A 14,776-nucleotide genomic window follows, 5' to 3' on the forward strand; every position below is an offset into this window, starting at 1 on the left:
CATGCAGGATTGCAGTTATTTAATACAATAATAATACTATTTTAGCGAATGAATGTCAATTGTATTTGTTTTATTTTTGTAATCTTTGGTAAAAGGGCAAAAAATAATATTCCGGTTAACGAAAATAATATAATAAAAATACAATTTAAATAATTCTATAGAGCTCCGCTGTCATAAAGGGCTGCCATCGCCTCGTGGTCCGCGAGAAAACGGAGATAGAGCGCGTCGTACCGGGCCGCGGGCTGGGGGCGCGGCGCGAATTCGGCCTCGACGCCAGGTCGGGGCAGCTCGGAGAGACCGGCCCCCGCCGCCTGCATGGCCAGCATGCACGCCCCGGCGAGGGAGGCCTCCTTGACTGCCGTCCGAAAGACGGGCAGGCCCAGTACGTCCGCCTTCATCTGGAGCCATACGTCGCTGGCCGCGCCGCCGCCGATGGCGAGCACCCGCCGGACGGACAGGCCGTTTTCCCGCACGAGGTCGAGGATGCGCCGGTTGGCATAGCAGTTGGCTTCCATCATCGCCCGGTGGAGATGCTCCGCCCGGTGGCAGGGGCGCAACCCCCGCACCGTCCCTTCCACCGCAGGACGCCAGAAGGGGGTGCGTTCCCCCGCGAGCGTGGGCAGGAAGGTGACCCCCTCGCTGCCCGGCGGGACTGCCTCGGCCAGTGCGTCCAATTCCGAAAGCGGACGGCTTCCGCCCAGCAGATCGCGGGAAAACCAGTCGAGCGCGCCACCGTACATGCCCATCGGCCCGCCGATGAGCCAGCGCCCCGCCGCGACATGGGGATTTACGAGCAGACGCCGGGTTCGGTCCTCGCAGGGGTGCGCCTGCACAGCGAAAAAGACGTCGGTGGTTCCCATCACGCTCACGACGTCCCCCTCCTCCAGGCCGCCCGCGCCGAGAATCCCGGTGGAGCCGTCGACGCTCCCCACCGCGACCGGCGGGGCCTGTGAGAGCCCCAGCTCGCGGCAGAGGGCGGGGGAGAGGGGCGCGAGCGCCGCGCCGGGGACGGAGAGGGGCGGCAGCTTATCCCGTTCGAGCCCGAGGGCTTCAAGGGCACGGACGCTCCAACGGCCAGCCCCCACATCGTACAGCAGGGTATAGGCCGCCGTGGTGGCGTCCGTGGCGAACGCGCCCGTCAGCTTGCCGTTGATAAAATCCTTCAGGGAGAGGAAGGCCGTCGTCCGCCCGTAGGCTTCCGGGTCGCGGGCTTTCACCCGCGCGAGCTGGAAGCACCCCGACTCAGGGGCGGGGGCGCGGCGGCAGACCCGGTAGGCCTCCTCCGCGTCCCAAGGGGAGGCCGCGTACTCCTCCGGGCATGCATGCATGTAGGTGAAGCAGGGGGTGACGGCGTTTCCGCGCGCGTCCGTCCCCACCCAGCCGAGCAGGGCGGAGACCGCCACGCCCGCCAGGTCCCCTGCGCCGGAGGCCGCGGTCTTCATGAGTGCGTGTAGCAACGTCCACTCCGCCTCCGCGTCGAAGAGGGCGGGCGCGGTGCGCCTGGCTGTCTCAAGCCGGAGGATGCGGAGGGTTTCATCGATGAGCGCCGCCCGGACCGAGCTGGTGCCCACGTCGAGGATCAGGTATTGTCTCATGGATGGTTTCCCTAACGGCGCAAGGTCATGGACAGTTTGTAGCGGTTGGCCACATAGAGGCTATCCGAATACTCGATGCACGCGCCGCTGTCGAGGAAGGTGGTGCGGCTGACTTGCAGCATGCAGGAGAGCTCCGCCAGTTCGAGCAGCGCGGCGACACGGTAGTCCGCCATGCGGGCCTGGATCTCCTGCACCGCGTCCAGGATCTTGAGGCCGTATTCCTTTTCAATGATCTCGTAGAGGGAGGTGTTCACCAGCTTCTGCACGTCCAGGTCGGGGCAGAGCCGCACCGGCAGGTAGAGCAGCTGGTAGCAGAGGGGCTTGCCGTTCGCGTAACGGAGCCGTTCGATCTTGTAAAGGCTCTCCTCGGGGGGGAGCTTCATCGCTTCGCCCACCTTCCCCTCGGCCCGTACGATTTCGCTGTCGAGGATAAAGGAGGAGCATTTGATGCCCGACGCCGAAAGCTGCTCCTTGAGCCCGCCCAGCCGGTTGAGGCTGCGGGGCACCGATTCGCACACGACGCGCGCGGTCTTACCGTGGCCGCGCTCGAGCACGCCCTCGTCGATCAGCTCCTTGATCGAGCGGCGGATCGTGACGCGGCTCGCCCCATACTCCTCGCAGAGGCTGTTTTCGGTCGGGAGCACGTCCCCCGGGTGATAGACGCCGGTATGCACCTTGTTCTTGATGTCTTCTTTGATCGTGAAATACAACGGACGCTTGGTTGCCTGCGCTTCCATCCTCATCGCTCCTGTCTCTTGCGGATTCGCCTGTCCCCGGTAATACAAAAGGGGAAGATCGTATTGTATTGTCCGTGGGGATATTATATTTCAATTATACCATATTTTCGGGGATTTCCCATACAAAACCGGGGCGGGAAGGAAACTTCCGGCAGCCTGGCGCGGGAGGGTCAGGACTTCCCGAGGAAGATGCCGTTGGGATCTGCCTGCTCGCGCAGGATGAGCAGCTCCTCGTCGGTCGGTTCGGGCGTCGTGGGGATGTCGTCCGCGATGTTGGGGATGGAAAAGCCGGTGCTGTCGATGACGTCCTGTTTGGAGACGCCCGGATGGATCGATTTGAGGTGGATGATCCCCTCCTCGTCGAAGGAGAAGATGCATTTCGGCGTGTAGATGTATTTCGGCCCCCCGCCGGTGAAGCCGAGCTTCCTGCGGCCCTCAGCCCCGCCCGGCCAGCCCACGCCGGAGATGTAGTCCACCTTCTCGACGAAGCTGCGGCGCTCGTGGTTCGGCATCATGATGTATTCCCGGCCGAAGCAGGAGAAGTGCTCGGGCAGGAAGATCGGCCCCACCAGCTCCACCTTGGGATGGCGCACATTGCCGATGCAGGTGCTGTTGAGGTTGCCCTCCCGGTCCACCTGCACGCCGCTGCCAAAGCCGAAGCTGATATCCCCCGCCCGGTGGTGCCACTGTTCCGGCCAGCCGGGCATCTGCGCCTCGCTGGGCAGATCGACGAGCACCTGCTCGTACTCCGATTCGGGCAGGGTGTGCAGTTTAACGATGTCGGGGTTGAAGTAGACCCCCGACAACAGGATGGTCAGGTTGGGGGCGTGGGTGCGCTGGGCCAGCTCCATGGCGGCCATCGGGATGCAGGTGATGTAGGTGGTGGCGGCCTTGCCGGTGGCAAGGCCGGTGAAGCCGACCTCGCCGTCCTCGATTGTGTGGGCCAGGTCGACCGCCAAAAGCTCTTCCAACGTATAGCGTCCGCTCATCGATACCCACTCCTTTCCAGCGCCTTCACCTGCTCGGTCCCCACGAGCTCCAGATACTGTGCGAAGCTGCTGACGCCGTAGACGTATTTGTCGAGATATTCCCGGAAGCCCTCCTCGGTCTGGCAGGCGTCCGCGTAGAGCTGCAGATGCAGTTCGTCGGTCGCGACCACGTCGAGGTCCATCGTTGGGTGGCTCCCGTGGGGCACGTGGGTGACCGACAGAGTGCGGAAGGAGGGCACGGTGGTGCTCTGTGGGCTGCGCATGATCTCCTCGGTGTCCACGAGGTGCTCCACCGTGGCGATCACCCGCTTGCAAGCCCGCGAAACGGTGATGTCCACCGACTGCGGGTTCATGCGGCGGGGCTGGGTCTGGAGATTGCCCCATTTGTCCCCCTTCCACATGTGGATGAGCGCCACGTCGGGGTCCGCCGCGGGCACTGCCCACATCTGCCGCCCGGTGATCGGGTCGGGGAAGGGGATGATTTTATCGTTGTACTTCACGATGTCGCTGCCTCCCAGCAGGTAGGTGGGCCAGAAGGAGAGGCCCTCCTGACTGGCGCGGAAGCGGTCCCAGCTGATGAGCTCGGGATAGTGGGTGATTTTGAGGACGCCCGCCTGCGCGGCGCGGCGGAAATTCTTCGCGAGGCCGAACTTTTCAAGCCCCATGTAGCTGGTCTCCACCGCGTCGACGCAGCCCGCGCCGACCAACATGTCCACCTCGATCGAGTTGGCCACGCCGACGATGGTGAGGTGCCGCAGCCCCGCCCGGATGATCTCGTGGGTCAGTGCCATGGCCTTGTTGTAAACGGCAAAGCCGCCGAACGCGACCCGGTCGCCGTCGTGAATCTGCTTCACGGCGTCCGGCAGGCCGCAAAGTTTTACAGTGCGTTCCGCCAAAATGTTCACTCCTTCCTGTCGGGTTCTCCGCCCAGCCAGTCCCGCAGGACCTCTTCGGTGTGCTGGCCCAGCGTGGGCGCGGGACGACTCAGGTCGAGCTCGCTCTCCGAAAAATCGAAGGGCGCGCCCATCATCGTCATCTCCCCCATGACCGGGTGGCAAAGCTTCACGAGCTTACCCCGGTGGCGAAGCTGGGGATTTTCCGCCACGTCCCGGAGGTTCTCCACCTTGGCGGAGACGATGCCTGCCGCGTCGAGGATCTTCCGCAGCTCGTCCAGCTCGTGGGAGGCCACCCACCCGGCGACGATCTCCTCGATCTCGGCTGCGTGCTCGAAGCGGACCTCCTGCTTGGCGAACCGTTCGTCCTCCAGCAGCCATTCCATTTCCATGGCCTTCACGAGCCGTAAAAAGTGGGACTGGTTGCCGGCGATGATCATCAGCACTTCGCCGTCCTTCGTCTTAAAACAGTTGCCCGGCGCGGTGTAGCGGTCCCGGTTGCCGACGCGGCCGGTGACATGGCCGGTGGCGCAGTAGTCGGGTATGCCGGTCAGCAGCAGGGAGGCGGCGCATTCGAGCAGAGAGAGCCTGATATGCTGGCCTCGGCCGGTCGAATGGCGCACATGCAGCGCGGAGAGCGCCGCGACCGCCGCGTAGAGGGCGGTCGCGTAGTCGACCGCGTAGGTGCCGTACATCATCGGCATGCCGTCCGGCTCGCCGGTGATCGACATCAGCCCGCTCATCGCCTGCACAGCCGCGTCGAAGCCGGGCTTGTCCCGGTAGGGCCCGTCCGCTCCGAAGCCGGTGATGCTCACCATGATGAGGCCGGGGTTGTGTTTTTTCAGTTCCTCGTAGTCGAGCCCCATCTTTTCGATGGTGCCCGCCTTGAAGTTCTCGATCAGCACGTCGGCCGTACAGGCCAGCCGGAAGAGTTTTTCCCGGCCCTCGCCGCTGCGGAAGTCGAGCTCGATGCCGCGCTTGTTCCGGTTGACGGCGAAGGTGTAGAGGCTCTCCCCCTTCACAAAGGGGGGCAGCACACGGGTGTCGTCTCCGCTGCCCGCCTTTTCCGCCTTCACGACGTCGGCGCCGAGGTCGCCCAGCACCATGCCGCAGTAGGGCCCGGAGATGAAGCGGGAGAGGTCGAGGACCCGGATCCCTTCGAGAGGTGCGTTCATAGGTTTATCCCTTCTTTGTATCGTTTTGGCGCTCGCTACATCATGTTGGGCGCAAAGGTCTGCGGAATCCACAGCACGATCTGCGGCACGAAGATGATCAGCAGGATGATCGCGACCACCGCCGCGGTAAAGACGAGCGTGGGCTTCATGACCTTTTGGAGCGGGGTGTGGCCGATCTTGCAGGCCAGCAGCAGGCAGAGGCCGAAGGGCGGCGTGATGAGCCCCAGCGAGAGGGTGACCACGACGACGACGCCCATGTGGATCATGTTGACGCCCAGCGCCATGCCGATCGGCGCGAGGATGGGGGCGAGCATGATGATAGCGGGGGTCGCGTCCATGAAGCAGCCGACGATCATGAAGATGACAAAGGTGATGAGCAGGAAGGGCAGCTCGCTGTCCGCGACGGAAAGCACCATCCCCTTGACCGCGTCGGGCACATGGTAGACCGACATCATATAGCTGAACACCATCGCGATGCCGATGCACATGGTTGTCGCGGAGGTGAGGGCGGCGGTCTTCTTCACGGCGCCCCACAGCGCCTTCAGCGTGAGGGAGCGGTAGCAGGCCGCGAGGATCAGCGAATAGACGCAGGCGACGACCGCCGCCTCGGTGGGGGTGAAGAACCCGGCGGTGATGCCGCCGATCAGGATGATGGGGGTGCCCAGCGGGGGCAGCGCCACCCAGATGGTGTGCAGGGCCTTTTTGATTCCCATCTTCGCCTCACGCGGATAGCCGTATTTGAGCGCGTAGACGTAGGAGATGAGCATCATCACGAGCCCGATGATCACGCCGGCGGAGAGCCCCGCCAGAAAGAGCGCGCCCACCGAGATGCCGACAGTGGCGGCGTAAATGACCGCGATGATGCTCGGCGGGATGATCTCGCCCAGCGTGGAGGAGGCGGCCGTGACCGCGATCGTAAAGTCGGGGGCGTAGCCCTTCTTGATCATGGCGGGGATGAGGATGCCGCCGATACCCGCCGTATCGGCGGAGGAGGAGCCGGAGATGCCGGCAAAGATCATGCTGACGAGCACATTCACGTGGGCGATGCCGCCCCGGATCCGCCCGACGATCGCATAACAGCATTGGACAAGCTTGTCCGTGATGCCTGAGATGTTCATGATCTCAGCGGTCAGGATGAACAGCGGGATCGCCAGCGTTGTAAACCCGCTGAGTCCCGAAAAGGTCCGCTGGACCAGAACGAGCGGGGTTTGGCGGAAGGTGTTGAGCAGCACGACGATCGAGGAAAATCCGATCGCGTAGGGCACGGGGACCGACAGGAAGATCAGTCCCAGCATGAGCAGCAGGAGCAGCAGAGCCATGGGTTCCATTAGTCCAGACCTCCTTCCGTGTCGCGGGCGACCTCAGCGGGAGGAATGACGCCCAGGTGTTCAAGCAGCATTTCAAAGGCAAAAAAGACGGTCAGCGCCCCGCCGATGGGGTACGCGATGTAGACGAAGATAAAGGGCAGATGGGCGGCCACGGAGGTTTTCCCCAGACCGGACTGCACGAAGCGTACGCCGTATAGCAGGAAGACCGCCCCGACCGCCAGCACCATCAGGTCGATCATGCAGAGGAAAACCCTCTTGTATTTGACCTTGTCTATGAAGAGCGGGATCACGAAATGCTCGCCGCGGCGCACCATCAGGGGCGCGCCCACCATGGTGAGCCACATGAAACAGTAGACGGCGATCTCCTGGGTCCAGGTGCTGGTGACCTTGAGGATATCGCGGCAGACGACCTGCACGAGCACGCAGAAGATGATCCCAATCAGGAAGACCGCCGCGGTAACCTCCGCGCAGCTTTGCAGCTTGTGTGAAACTTTATGCAAGGTAACCCCTCCTTTGCAGTGGGAAGAATTCGGGCAGGGCCCGGGACGTCCGTCCGGAGCCCTGCCCAAGAGATTCCAGTTTCAGGCGGTCAGTACTGCTGGACCTTTTCGAGCAGCTCCGTCAGGCCGTACTGCTCGCAGAACTCCTTGCGGACCGATTCCGTCGCGTCGATCCACGCCTGCTTGTCCGTCAGCTCGCAGACCTGGGCGCCGTCGCCGAGCATCTCTTCGAGGTCGCTGGCGGAGTTGGCGCGCTCGCTGGTGACGAATTCATCCGCGGCCGCCTGTCCGCACTCCTTCAGGATCGCCTGCTGCTCCCCGGTGAGCTTGGCCCACTGGTCCGCGCCGATGTAGAGCGGATGGCAGTTGATCTGGTGCTCGGTCTCGATGATGTAGGGGCAGCACTCGTACCACTTCTGGGTGATGAGGGTGGACATTTCGTTCTCCGCCGCTTCGGCGACGCCGGTCTGCAGGGCGGAATAGGTCTCGGAATAGGCGATCACGGTGGGCAGCAGGCCGAGCGCCTTCCAGGTGGCGACGACGATGTCCGACTGCTGCACGCGCATGGTGATGCCGGCCGCGTCGCCCAGCGTCTTGATCTCCTTGTCCGCGATGAGGTTGCGTGTCGCGCCCGAACCGTTGCCGAGCACCACGATGTTGCCCTTCTCCTCAAGGATCTGGTTGAGCTGCGCGATGTCGCCGCCGTGGACGAACTGGTCGCGGGCCTCGGGGCTCGAGAAGACGTAGGGAAGCGCCACGAAGCCCCACTCGGGCACGTTGGCGCTCACCGCGCCGTCGCCCGACCAGACGATGTCGACGCTGCCGGTCTGCACGGCCTCCCACAGCTCGTTTTCATTGCCGAGGGTTCCGTCGGTAAAGACGTCGACCTCAATGGAGCCGCCGGATTTTTCCTTGACCATTTCGGCAAAGGATTTGCTGGCCTGGGCGCAGGCGGTGTTGGAGGAGACTTCGATGGCCATGATCAGCTTGACGGGTTCCGCCGCGTCGCCGGCCTGCGGCGCGGACGGGTCCGCGGCGGGCGCGGAGGGGGTGTCGGACGGGCTGGAACCGCATCCTGCCAACGAGGCAAAACACAAAGACAAAGTTAATACAATCGCGAGTACCTTTTTCATAACAGAGACTCCTTTTCCTTATTTTTGCGAGATTATATTCAATTTTTCGATATTGTTATAATATCATTTAATACAATAAGATGTCAATTATAGATTGCTATTAAAATTCTTGTATTATTTTGTTCATAATGAACATGCGTGAAGAAATCCCATCCCGCGGGCGCGGGATGGGATAAGGGGGACAATGAGATCCGCCGCAAAAATAGAAAAGGCCCCGCCCATCAGGGCGGGGCCTTTTCACGGTTCAGTCCCATTGGTATTCGGCGGCGGAAATGATCTTGATGGGGACCCCGTCGACCGATTCCGTTCCCACCGAGATCAGCTGGCTCGTTCCGGTCCCGGCGACCCAGCCGTTTTTGATCTGGTAGCCCGTGACCGTCACCTGGTCCGACACATTCACATCCTTCAGCGGGTCGGAGATGTAAACCTTGTATTCGTTGTTGTTGACCTTATAGATCCGAAAATCGAAATCCGTGGAGATCTTCAGGGATGCGGCGAGACGCTCCTTGATATCATCGCCGAAATTCGGCCCGGTGGAATTGAGGGTGTTTCCCGGACGTTTTTCGAAGTAGCTCTCTATGGCCAGCTGGAGCAGGTCGAGGATATTCTTGTTATCGGAGTTGATCGTCTCCACCGCCGTCATCCCGTGCTTGGAGCAGCGGACCTTGATATCGCCGCTGGCGCCGACGGTAACGTTGTAAACGCCTCCTGAGGGGCAGATTCCACGATAACCGGAAGAAGTGGGGTCGGCGCCCATGGAATCCTTCATGATCGTGTCGATCACATCCGGAGTGAGCGTCCGATTCTCGACGACCTCATAGAATTCGAGCGTTCGGGTGGCTGTGGTGAGGTTTGCCATGCAGGCGGTTTTCCGGGCGGACTCCAAAAAGGAGGAGAACAAGGGGGCGGTGAGGGCCAGGAGCACGCCGATGATGGCGATGACGACCACCATCTCGATCAGGGTAAAGCCTCGCCGATGTTTTGTTTGCACAGGTCTCACCGCCTCAAATTTTCCGTAAAACAATCATTTATTGTTATTATATGACTTCCGGTCCGATTTGTAAAGCGGCGGTCAGCTGATGACAGTTCTGGCCAAAGGCTGCCGAAAAAATTTCTTTATGTTCGGGAAAGTTGCATTTTTTTGCACATTTGCTCCATTTATGTGGTACGGGTGGAAAGGACTTTTGGAGAGTCCTTCGATCAATGCGGAAAGGCGGGATGCGATGCGGGGACTTGAAGTATCGGGAGCGGCGGCATGGGACCGGACGTTGACCGGGCTGCTCGAGGACCTTCCGGAGATGCGCCGGAAGCTGCGTGGGGAGCTTATGGAACTTGCCGGAAAGAAAATGGAGAACAAAGGGACCGATCCGCGCAGTTCTTTCGAGGCGGAAGCGATCCGGCTGGCGGGACGGTTCGTGGAAAAGTTCGCGAAAAACTGGAGGGTGAGGAATGACGACGTAGCTTACAGTCATGGACGGGATCCAGGCTCTGGCGGCCAAAGCCCTGCCTGAGCTCAAGAGAACCGATACCGACCTTGTTCCCGCCGACTTCCTGCGGCCCTGCCTGCTGGTGCAGCCGGTCACGACCACGCGGGAGGACGCGGCGCAGAATCTAGAGCGTGTCATGGACTTCTGCACGAGGTCGCGGAATAACGCAAAAATGCCGCCCTTTGGCGGCACAGGTGAAAGGAGCTGCTACATATGAAAATCAACTGGACAGTCCGAATCAAGAACCCGCTCTGGTGGGCGCAGATGGCCTGCGCCGTCGTCCTGCCCATCCTCGCGTACTTCGGCCTCGCGTGGGAGGACATGACGACATGGGCGTCGATCGGTGACGTGCTCCTGCGCGCGGTACAGAATCCCGTTGTCGTGGTGGCGGTGATCGTGAGCGTCTTCAACTGCATCACCGACCCGACCACTTCGGGCGTGGGTGACAGCAACCGGGCCATGGGCTACGAGACGCCACACAAGGACATCCCGAACACGGGGAGGTAGGCGGATGGTAAAGATTTGCCTGGACCCCGGCCACGGAGGGACGGATCCCGGAGCGCTGCTCGGGAAACGGTACGAAAAGGACGATGTGCTGCGGCTCGCGCTGGCCGTGAAGCCCCTGCTCGAAGCGCAGGGCCTCGGCGTGGTCATGACCCGGACGGACGACAATGCCGTCCCCTCAATCTCGGAACGGTGCCAGATGGCCAACACGGCGGGATGCGCCTATTACCTCTCCCTCCACCGGGACGCGGCGGGCCCCGCCGCCCACGGCATCAGCCTGTGGGTGCACAGCAGGGCGAACGACCCCACGGTGCGCAAGGCGCAGTACATTTTGGACGAGCTGCTCGCCGTCGTGCCGACGCAGGACCGGGGCGTGCAGAAGGGCACCCCGCAGAACTATGAGAACTTCGGGGTGAACGTCTACACGACAATGGCCTCGGCCCTGCTGGAGCTGGGATTCATCACGAACGCGGACGACAACGACCGCTTTGACCGGTACTTTGACCAGTATGCCGAGGCGGTCGCATGGGGATTGTGCAAGGCCGTGGGGGTGACGTACACGGCGAAGGACAAGCCCGCAGAGGCCCCGGAGTCTTTAGCTTTCAACCTCAATAAGAGGTGTAATAGCGGGTGTAATAGGAGAAAAGAATAAAAAAATCCGCAACAATTTCAGACATAACAAAATCCCTGCAAACCGGTTAACGGCTTGCAGGGATTTTACGTGGTGGAGACGAAGGGGATCGAACCCTCTACCTCTTGAATGCCATTCAAGCGCTCTCCCAGGTGAGCTACGCCCCCACGGTCATGGTGACCCATCGGAGATTCGAACTCCGGACACCTTGATTAAAAGTCAAGTGCTCTGCCAACTGAGCTAATGGGTCGATGCTGCGGTCGCAGGCACTGTGTCTGTACGACGCTTGATTATTATAGCAAAACAGGGACAGCTTGTCAACTATTCGGGACGAAATTTTTACAGGGAAAGGGATTCGACAGGAAAAGCCCCGTGACAAACCGGGGCCGATTTGGTAAAATGGGACCAATGGCTGAAAGGGGGTGCGCGCGTGAACGCGGGACAGATGGATATCCGGATGCTCCGGGGGGTGGGGGAGACCCGCGCGCGCACGCTCGCAAAGATGGGCATCGCGACGCTGGAGGACCTGCTGCTGCACTATCCGCGCGGTTACATCGACCTGTCGGAGCCCTGCGGCATTGCGGAGGCGCCGCTCGACCGGCCGTGCGCGGTGCTCGCCACCGTGGTGAAGAAGTCGGGAGAAATCCGCACGCGGGGCGGGCTCAAAATGTACAAGGCCACCGCCGCGGACGACAGCGGCGAAATGGAGCTGACCTTCTTCAACACAAAGTATGCGGTGGATTCGCTCGACTACGACGCGGCCTATCTCTTCTACGGGCGGGTGGAGGGCAACCTCCTGCGCCGGGAGATGCGCGCGCCGCAAATTTTTCCGCCGCGCGCCGACCAGCCCTTCTTCGCGGTCTATCCGCTGACGGCAGGCATGTCCGCCCGGACCTTCTCGGGGCTGGTGGAGCAGGCCTTGAAGCTCTCTCCCATCCTGCCCGAACGGATTCCGGCGGATATCCGCGAGGAATTCCGCCTGGAGGGGATCGCCGGGGCGGTGCGCGCCATCCACCGCCCGCAAAATTCCGACGAGCTCGAAACAGCCAAGCGGAGGCTCATCTTTGAGGAGCTCTTCACGCTGGCCGCCGGGGTCGGCCTGCTGCGCACCCGCACCCGCGCGGCCGCCGCGCAGCCGATGGAACCCCATTCGCTGCAGCCCTTCTACGACGCGCTGCCCTTTACGCTGACGGGCGCGCAGCGCCGCGCGATCGAGGAATTGACCGCCGACATGCGCAGGTCCGCCCCGGCTAACCGGCTCGTGCAGGGGGACGTCGGCTCGGGCAAGACGATGGTCGCGGCGGCGGGGGCGTATTTCGCGTTTCTGTCAGGCGCGCAGTCGGCGATGATGGCTCCCACCGAGCTGCTCGCGCGGCAGCACTATGAGGGCCTTTCCCCCCTCTGCGGGCGGCTGGGGATGAAGGTGGGCCTGCTTGTCGGCTCGATGACGCCCGCCAAAAAGCGCGCGATGCACGAGGCGCTCGCGGCGGGGGAATTCGACCTCTGCATCGGCACCCACGCGCTGCTCTCGCAGGGGGTGTCCTTCCAAAACCTCGCGCTCGTCATCACCGACGAGCAGCACCGGTTCGGGGTGGCGCAGCGCGCCGCGCTCGGCCAGAAGGGCCGGCACGCCCACACGCTCGTCATGTCCGCGACCCCCATCCCGCGCACCCTCGCCCTGATGATCTACGGGGAGCTCGACGTCTCGGTGATCGACGAGCTGCCGCCCGGGCGCAGCCCGGTGCTCACCTACAAGATCTCGTCGGGCAAGCGGGAGCGGGCCTTCGGGTTCATCCGGGAGCACCTCGACCGGGGGCTGCAGGCGTACATCGTCTGCCCGCGCGTCGAGGCGGGGGAGGAGGACGCCGGCCTGCGCGCCGCGACCGACTACATGCTCGAGCTTTCGGGCGGGGCCTTCAAGGGCTACACGGTCGGCCTCCTGCACGGCAGGATGAAGGCCGCGGACAAGGAGCGCACGATGGCGGGCTTCCAGGACGGGACGGTGCAACTGCTCGTCTCGACCACGGTGGTCGAGGTGGGGGTGGACGTGCCCAACGCGGTCATCATGATGGTGGAGAATGCCGAGCGGTTCGGCCTGAGCCAGCTGCACCAGCTGCGGGGCCGGGTCGGGCGGGGGAAGGAGCAGTCCTACTGCATTCTGCTCTCCGACAGCACGAGCCCCGAGACGCTCGACCGCTTAAAGACGATGTGCAGGACGAACGACGGGTTCGCCATCGCGGAATACGACCTGCGCACCCGGGGACCGGGCAATTTCCTCGGACAGCAGCAGCACGGTCTGCCGCAGCTGCGCATCGCGGACCTCGCGGCCGACGTGGAGGTCGTGGCCGAGGCGCAGCGGGCGGCGAACCGCGTGCTTGCGGATGACCCGGCGCTGCAAAAGCCGGAGCACGCCGCGCTGCGCGCGGCCGTCGAACGGCTGATGGACTCGGTGGGGGAGCGCCCCAACTGAAGCGGCCCGCGGGCCGCGCCTTCCGGACAAAATCAAAAAGAGCGGCGGGGCTTTGGCCCCGCCGCTCTTTTGATATCGGCTTATTTCTGCTTGGACTGGTAGATTGCGTAGGCGTCGCGGGCGATCATGAGTTCCTCGTTGGTGGGGATGACCCAGACCTTCACGCGGCTGTCGGGGGTGGAGATCTCCTCCTCGTCGCCGTGGTTGGCGGCGTTTTTCTCCTCGTTGAGCCGGATGCCGAGGAAATCCATGTTGCGGCAGACCTCGCGCCGCAGGTCGGGGGAGTGCTCGCCGATGCCGGCGGTGAAGATGACCGCGTCGAGCCCGTTCATCGCGGCGGCATAGGAGCCGATATACTTCTGGATCTGGTAGTTGAGCATGTCGATCGCGATCTGTGCGCGCTCGTCGCCCTCGGCGCAGGCGTTCTCAACGTCGCGGTGGTCGCTCGAGACGCCCGAGACGCCCAGCAGGCCGGATTTCTTGTTGATGACGTTATGTATGCCCTCCAGGTCGAGGCCCGCCTTCTGGGCCATCGGAAGCAGAAGCGAGGGGTCGATGTCGCCGCTTCGGGTGCCCATCATGAGGCCGGCGAGCGCGGTGTAGCCCATCGTGGTGTCGACCGATTTGCCGCCGTCGACCGCGCAGAGGGAGGAGCCGTTGCCGAGATGGCAGGAGACGATCTTGAGCTCCTCCACCGGCTTGCCGAGCAGCTTTGCGAGCCGCAGGGAGACATAGCGGTGGCTGGTGCCGTGGTAGCCGTAGCGGCGGAAGCCGTAGTCCTTGTAATAGTCGTAGGGGATCGCGTACATATACGCCTTGGGCGGCATGGTCAGGTGGAAGGAGTTGTCGTAGACGGCGACCTGGACCTTGCCGGAGAAGGTGTCCTGGCAGGCGCGGATGCCGGTGAGCATGCCGGGCAGGTGCAGGGGGAACATCTCGGTGGTGGCCTCGATGTCCTTCAAAACCTCGGGGGTGATCTCGTTGGAACAGGGGGAAACCCGGCTGAATGCCAGCCGGTGGCCGACGGCGACGATGTCGTCGATGCTGTCGATGACCTTGGTCTCGCCCGAAAGCAGCAGGTCGACGACCCGGTCGAGCGCGGCCTTGTGGTTGGGCAGGTCGGTCTCGACGACCTTCTTGGCGCCGAAGTACTTGTAGGTGATCTTGCCGCCGTCGATGCCGATGCGCTCGCAGTTGCCCGAGACGAGCACCTGCTCGCTCTCCATGTCGATGAGCTGGTACTTGAGGGACGAACTGCCCGCGTTGACCACAAAGACGTTGTTCATCCGTTTGCCCGCGTTGACCACATGCACGTTGTTCATGATGATTGCTCC

Annotated in this window: 14 protein-coding genes and 2 tRNA genes; 4 read left to right on the forward strand and 12 right to left on the reverse strand. The window is 62.7% G+C overall.

Translation table 11 applies throughout. The annotated features are described in order from the left end of the window. Positions 1–155: 155 nt before the first annotated feature. From ACZO3G_RS02060 to ACZO3G_RS02100, 9 genes are all read right to left on the reverse strand, one after another. Positions 156–1,595 (reverse strand): xylulokinase, encoded by a 1,440-nt coding sequence (locus ACZO3G_RS02060; protein ID WP_276870739.1) that lies wholly within the window; start codon positions 1,593–1,595, stop codon positions 156–158. An 11-nt stretch (positions 1,596–1,606) separates the two neighbouring features. Beyond that, positions 1,607–2,332 (reverse strand): GntR family transcriptional regulator, encoded by a 726-nt coding sequence (locus ACZO3G_RS02065; protein ID WP_172439262.1) that lies wholly within the window; start codon positions 2,330–2,332, stop codon positions 1,607–1,609. A gap of 170 nt (positions 2,333–2,502) precedes the next feature. Next, complete coding sequence (locus tag ACZO3G_RS02070) at positions 2,503–3,321, reverse strand: hypothetical protein (protein ID WP_276870719.1); 819 nt, start codon at positions 3,319–3,321, stop codon at positions 2,503–2,505. Then, positions 3,318–4,217 carry a CoA transferase subunit A gene (locus ACZO3G_RS02075; RefSeq protein WP_172439261.1) on the reverse strand — a complete coding sequence of 300 codons (900 nt, stop codon included), beginning with the start codon at positions 4,215–4,217 and terminating at the stop codon, positions 3,318–3,320. The genes ACZO3G_RS02070 and ACZO3G_RS02075 overlap by 4 nt, the downstream gene beginning before the upstream one ends. Before the next feature lie 5 nt (positions 4,218–4,222). After that, positions 4,223–5,389: a CaiB/BaiF CoA transferase family protein gene (locus tag ACZO3G_RS02080; RefSeq protein ID WP_101551935.1), complete on the reverse strand. Its 1,167-nt coding sequence runs from the start codon at positions 5,387–5,389 to the stop codon at positions 4,223–4,225. Between the two features lie 35 nt (positions 5,390–5,424). Further along, positions 5,425–6,717 carry a TRAP transporter large permease gene (locus tag ACZO3G_RS02085; RefSeq protein WP_207654191.1) on the reverse strand — a complete coding sequence of 431 codons (1,293 nt, stop codon included), beginning with the start codon at positions 6,715–6,717 and terminating at the stop codon, positions 5,425–5,427. Then, positions 6,717–7,217, reverse strand: coding sequence for a TRAP transporter small permease (locus ACZO3G_RS02090; protein WP_172439260.1), 501 nt, complete (start codon positions 7,215–7,217; stop codon positions 6,717–6,719). The genes ACZO3G_RS02085 and ACZO3G_RS02090 overlap by 1 nt, the downstream gene beginning before the upstream one ends. 89 nt (positions 7,218–7,306) lie before the next feature. Further along, a complete protein-coding gene (locus ACZO3G_RS02095; RefSeq protein ID WP_276870710.1) occupies positions 7,307–8,350 on the reverse strand; it encodes a TRAP transporter substrate-binding protein in 1,044 nt (347 codons plus the stop codon). 244 nt (positions 8,351–8,594) lie between these two features. Then, positions 8,595–9,341 (reverse strand): type II secretion system protein, encoded by a 747-nt coding sequence (locus ACZO3G_RS02100; RefSeq protein WP_276870708.1) that lies wholly within the window; start codon positions 9,339–9,341, stop codon positions 8,595–8,597. An 88-nt stretch (positions 9,342–9,429) separates the two neighbouring features. Between ACZO3G_RS02100 and ACZO3G_RS02105 the strand changes: the two genes are divergently transcribed. The 3 genes from ACZO3G_RS02105 (at position 9,430) to ACZO3G_RS02115 (ending at position 10,993) form a co-directional block, all read left to right on the forward strand. Continuing rightward, complete coding sequence (locus ACZO3G_RS02105) at positions 9,430–9,861, forward strand: hypothetical protein (protein ID WP_276870706.1); 432 nt, start codon at positions 9,430–9,432, stop codon at positions 9,859–9,861. A 189-nt stretch (positions 9,862–10,050) separates the two neighbouring features. Continuing rightward, positions 10,051–10,344, forward strand: a complete 294-nt coding sequence (locus ACZO3G_RS02110) for a phage holin (RefSeq protein WP_101551924.1) — start codon at positions 10,051–10,053, stop codon at positions 10,342–10,344. Positions 10,345–10,348: 4 nt separating this feature from the next. Further along, the gene (locus ACZO3G_RS02115; protein ID WP_288283944.1) at positions 10,349–10,993 is read left to right on the forward strand and encodes an N-acetylmuramoyl-L-alanine amidase family protein; all 645 of its coding nucleotides are present in this window, start codon (positions 10,349–10,351) and stop codon (positions 10,991–10,993) included. Positions 10,994–11,063: 70 nt separating this feature from the next. On the opposite strand, the gene ACZO3G_RS02120 is transcribed toward ACZO3G_RS02115, so the two are convergent. Further along, positions 11,064–11,139 (reverse strand) — tRNA-Ala (locus ACZO3G_RS02120). Positions 11,140–11,146: 7 nt separating this feature from the next. Beyond that, positions 11,147–11,222: transfer RNA gene (locus tag ACZO3G_RS02125), tRNA-Lys, on the reverse strand. A 180-nt stretch (positions 11,223–11,402) separates the two neighbouring features. On the opposite strand from ACZO3G_RS02125, the gene recG reads away from it, so the two are divergent. After that, the gene (gene recG / locus ACZO3G_RS02130; RefSeq protein ID WP_353939272.1) at positions 11,403–13,442 is read left to right on the forward strand and encodes an ATP-dependent DNA helicase RecG; all 2,040 of its coding nucleotides are present in this window, start codon (positions 11,403–11,405) and stop codon (positions 13,440–13,442) included. A gap of 80 nt (positions 13,443–13,522) precedes the next feature. Here the strand turns inward: recG and ACZO3G_RS02135 are convergent, their stop codons facing one another. Further along, a complete protein-coding gene (locus ACZO3G_RS02135; RefSeq protein WP_276872399.1) occupies positions 13,523–14,764 on the reverse strand; it encodes an acetate/propionate family kinase in 1,242 nt (413 codons plus the stop codon). Between the last annotated feature and the right edge of the window lie 12 nt (positions 14,765–14,776).

The organism is Anaerotruncus sp. (genome assembly GCF_057433415.1).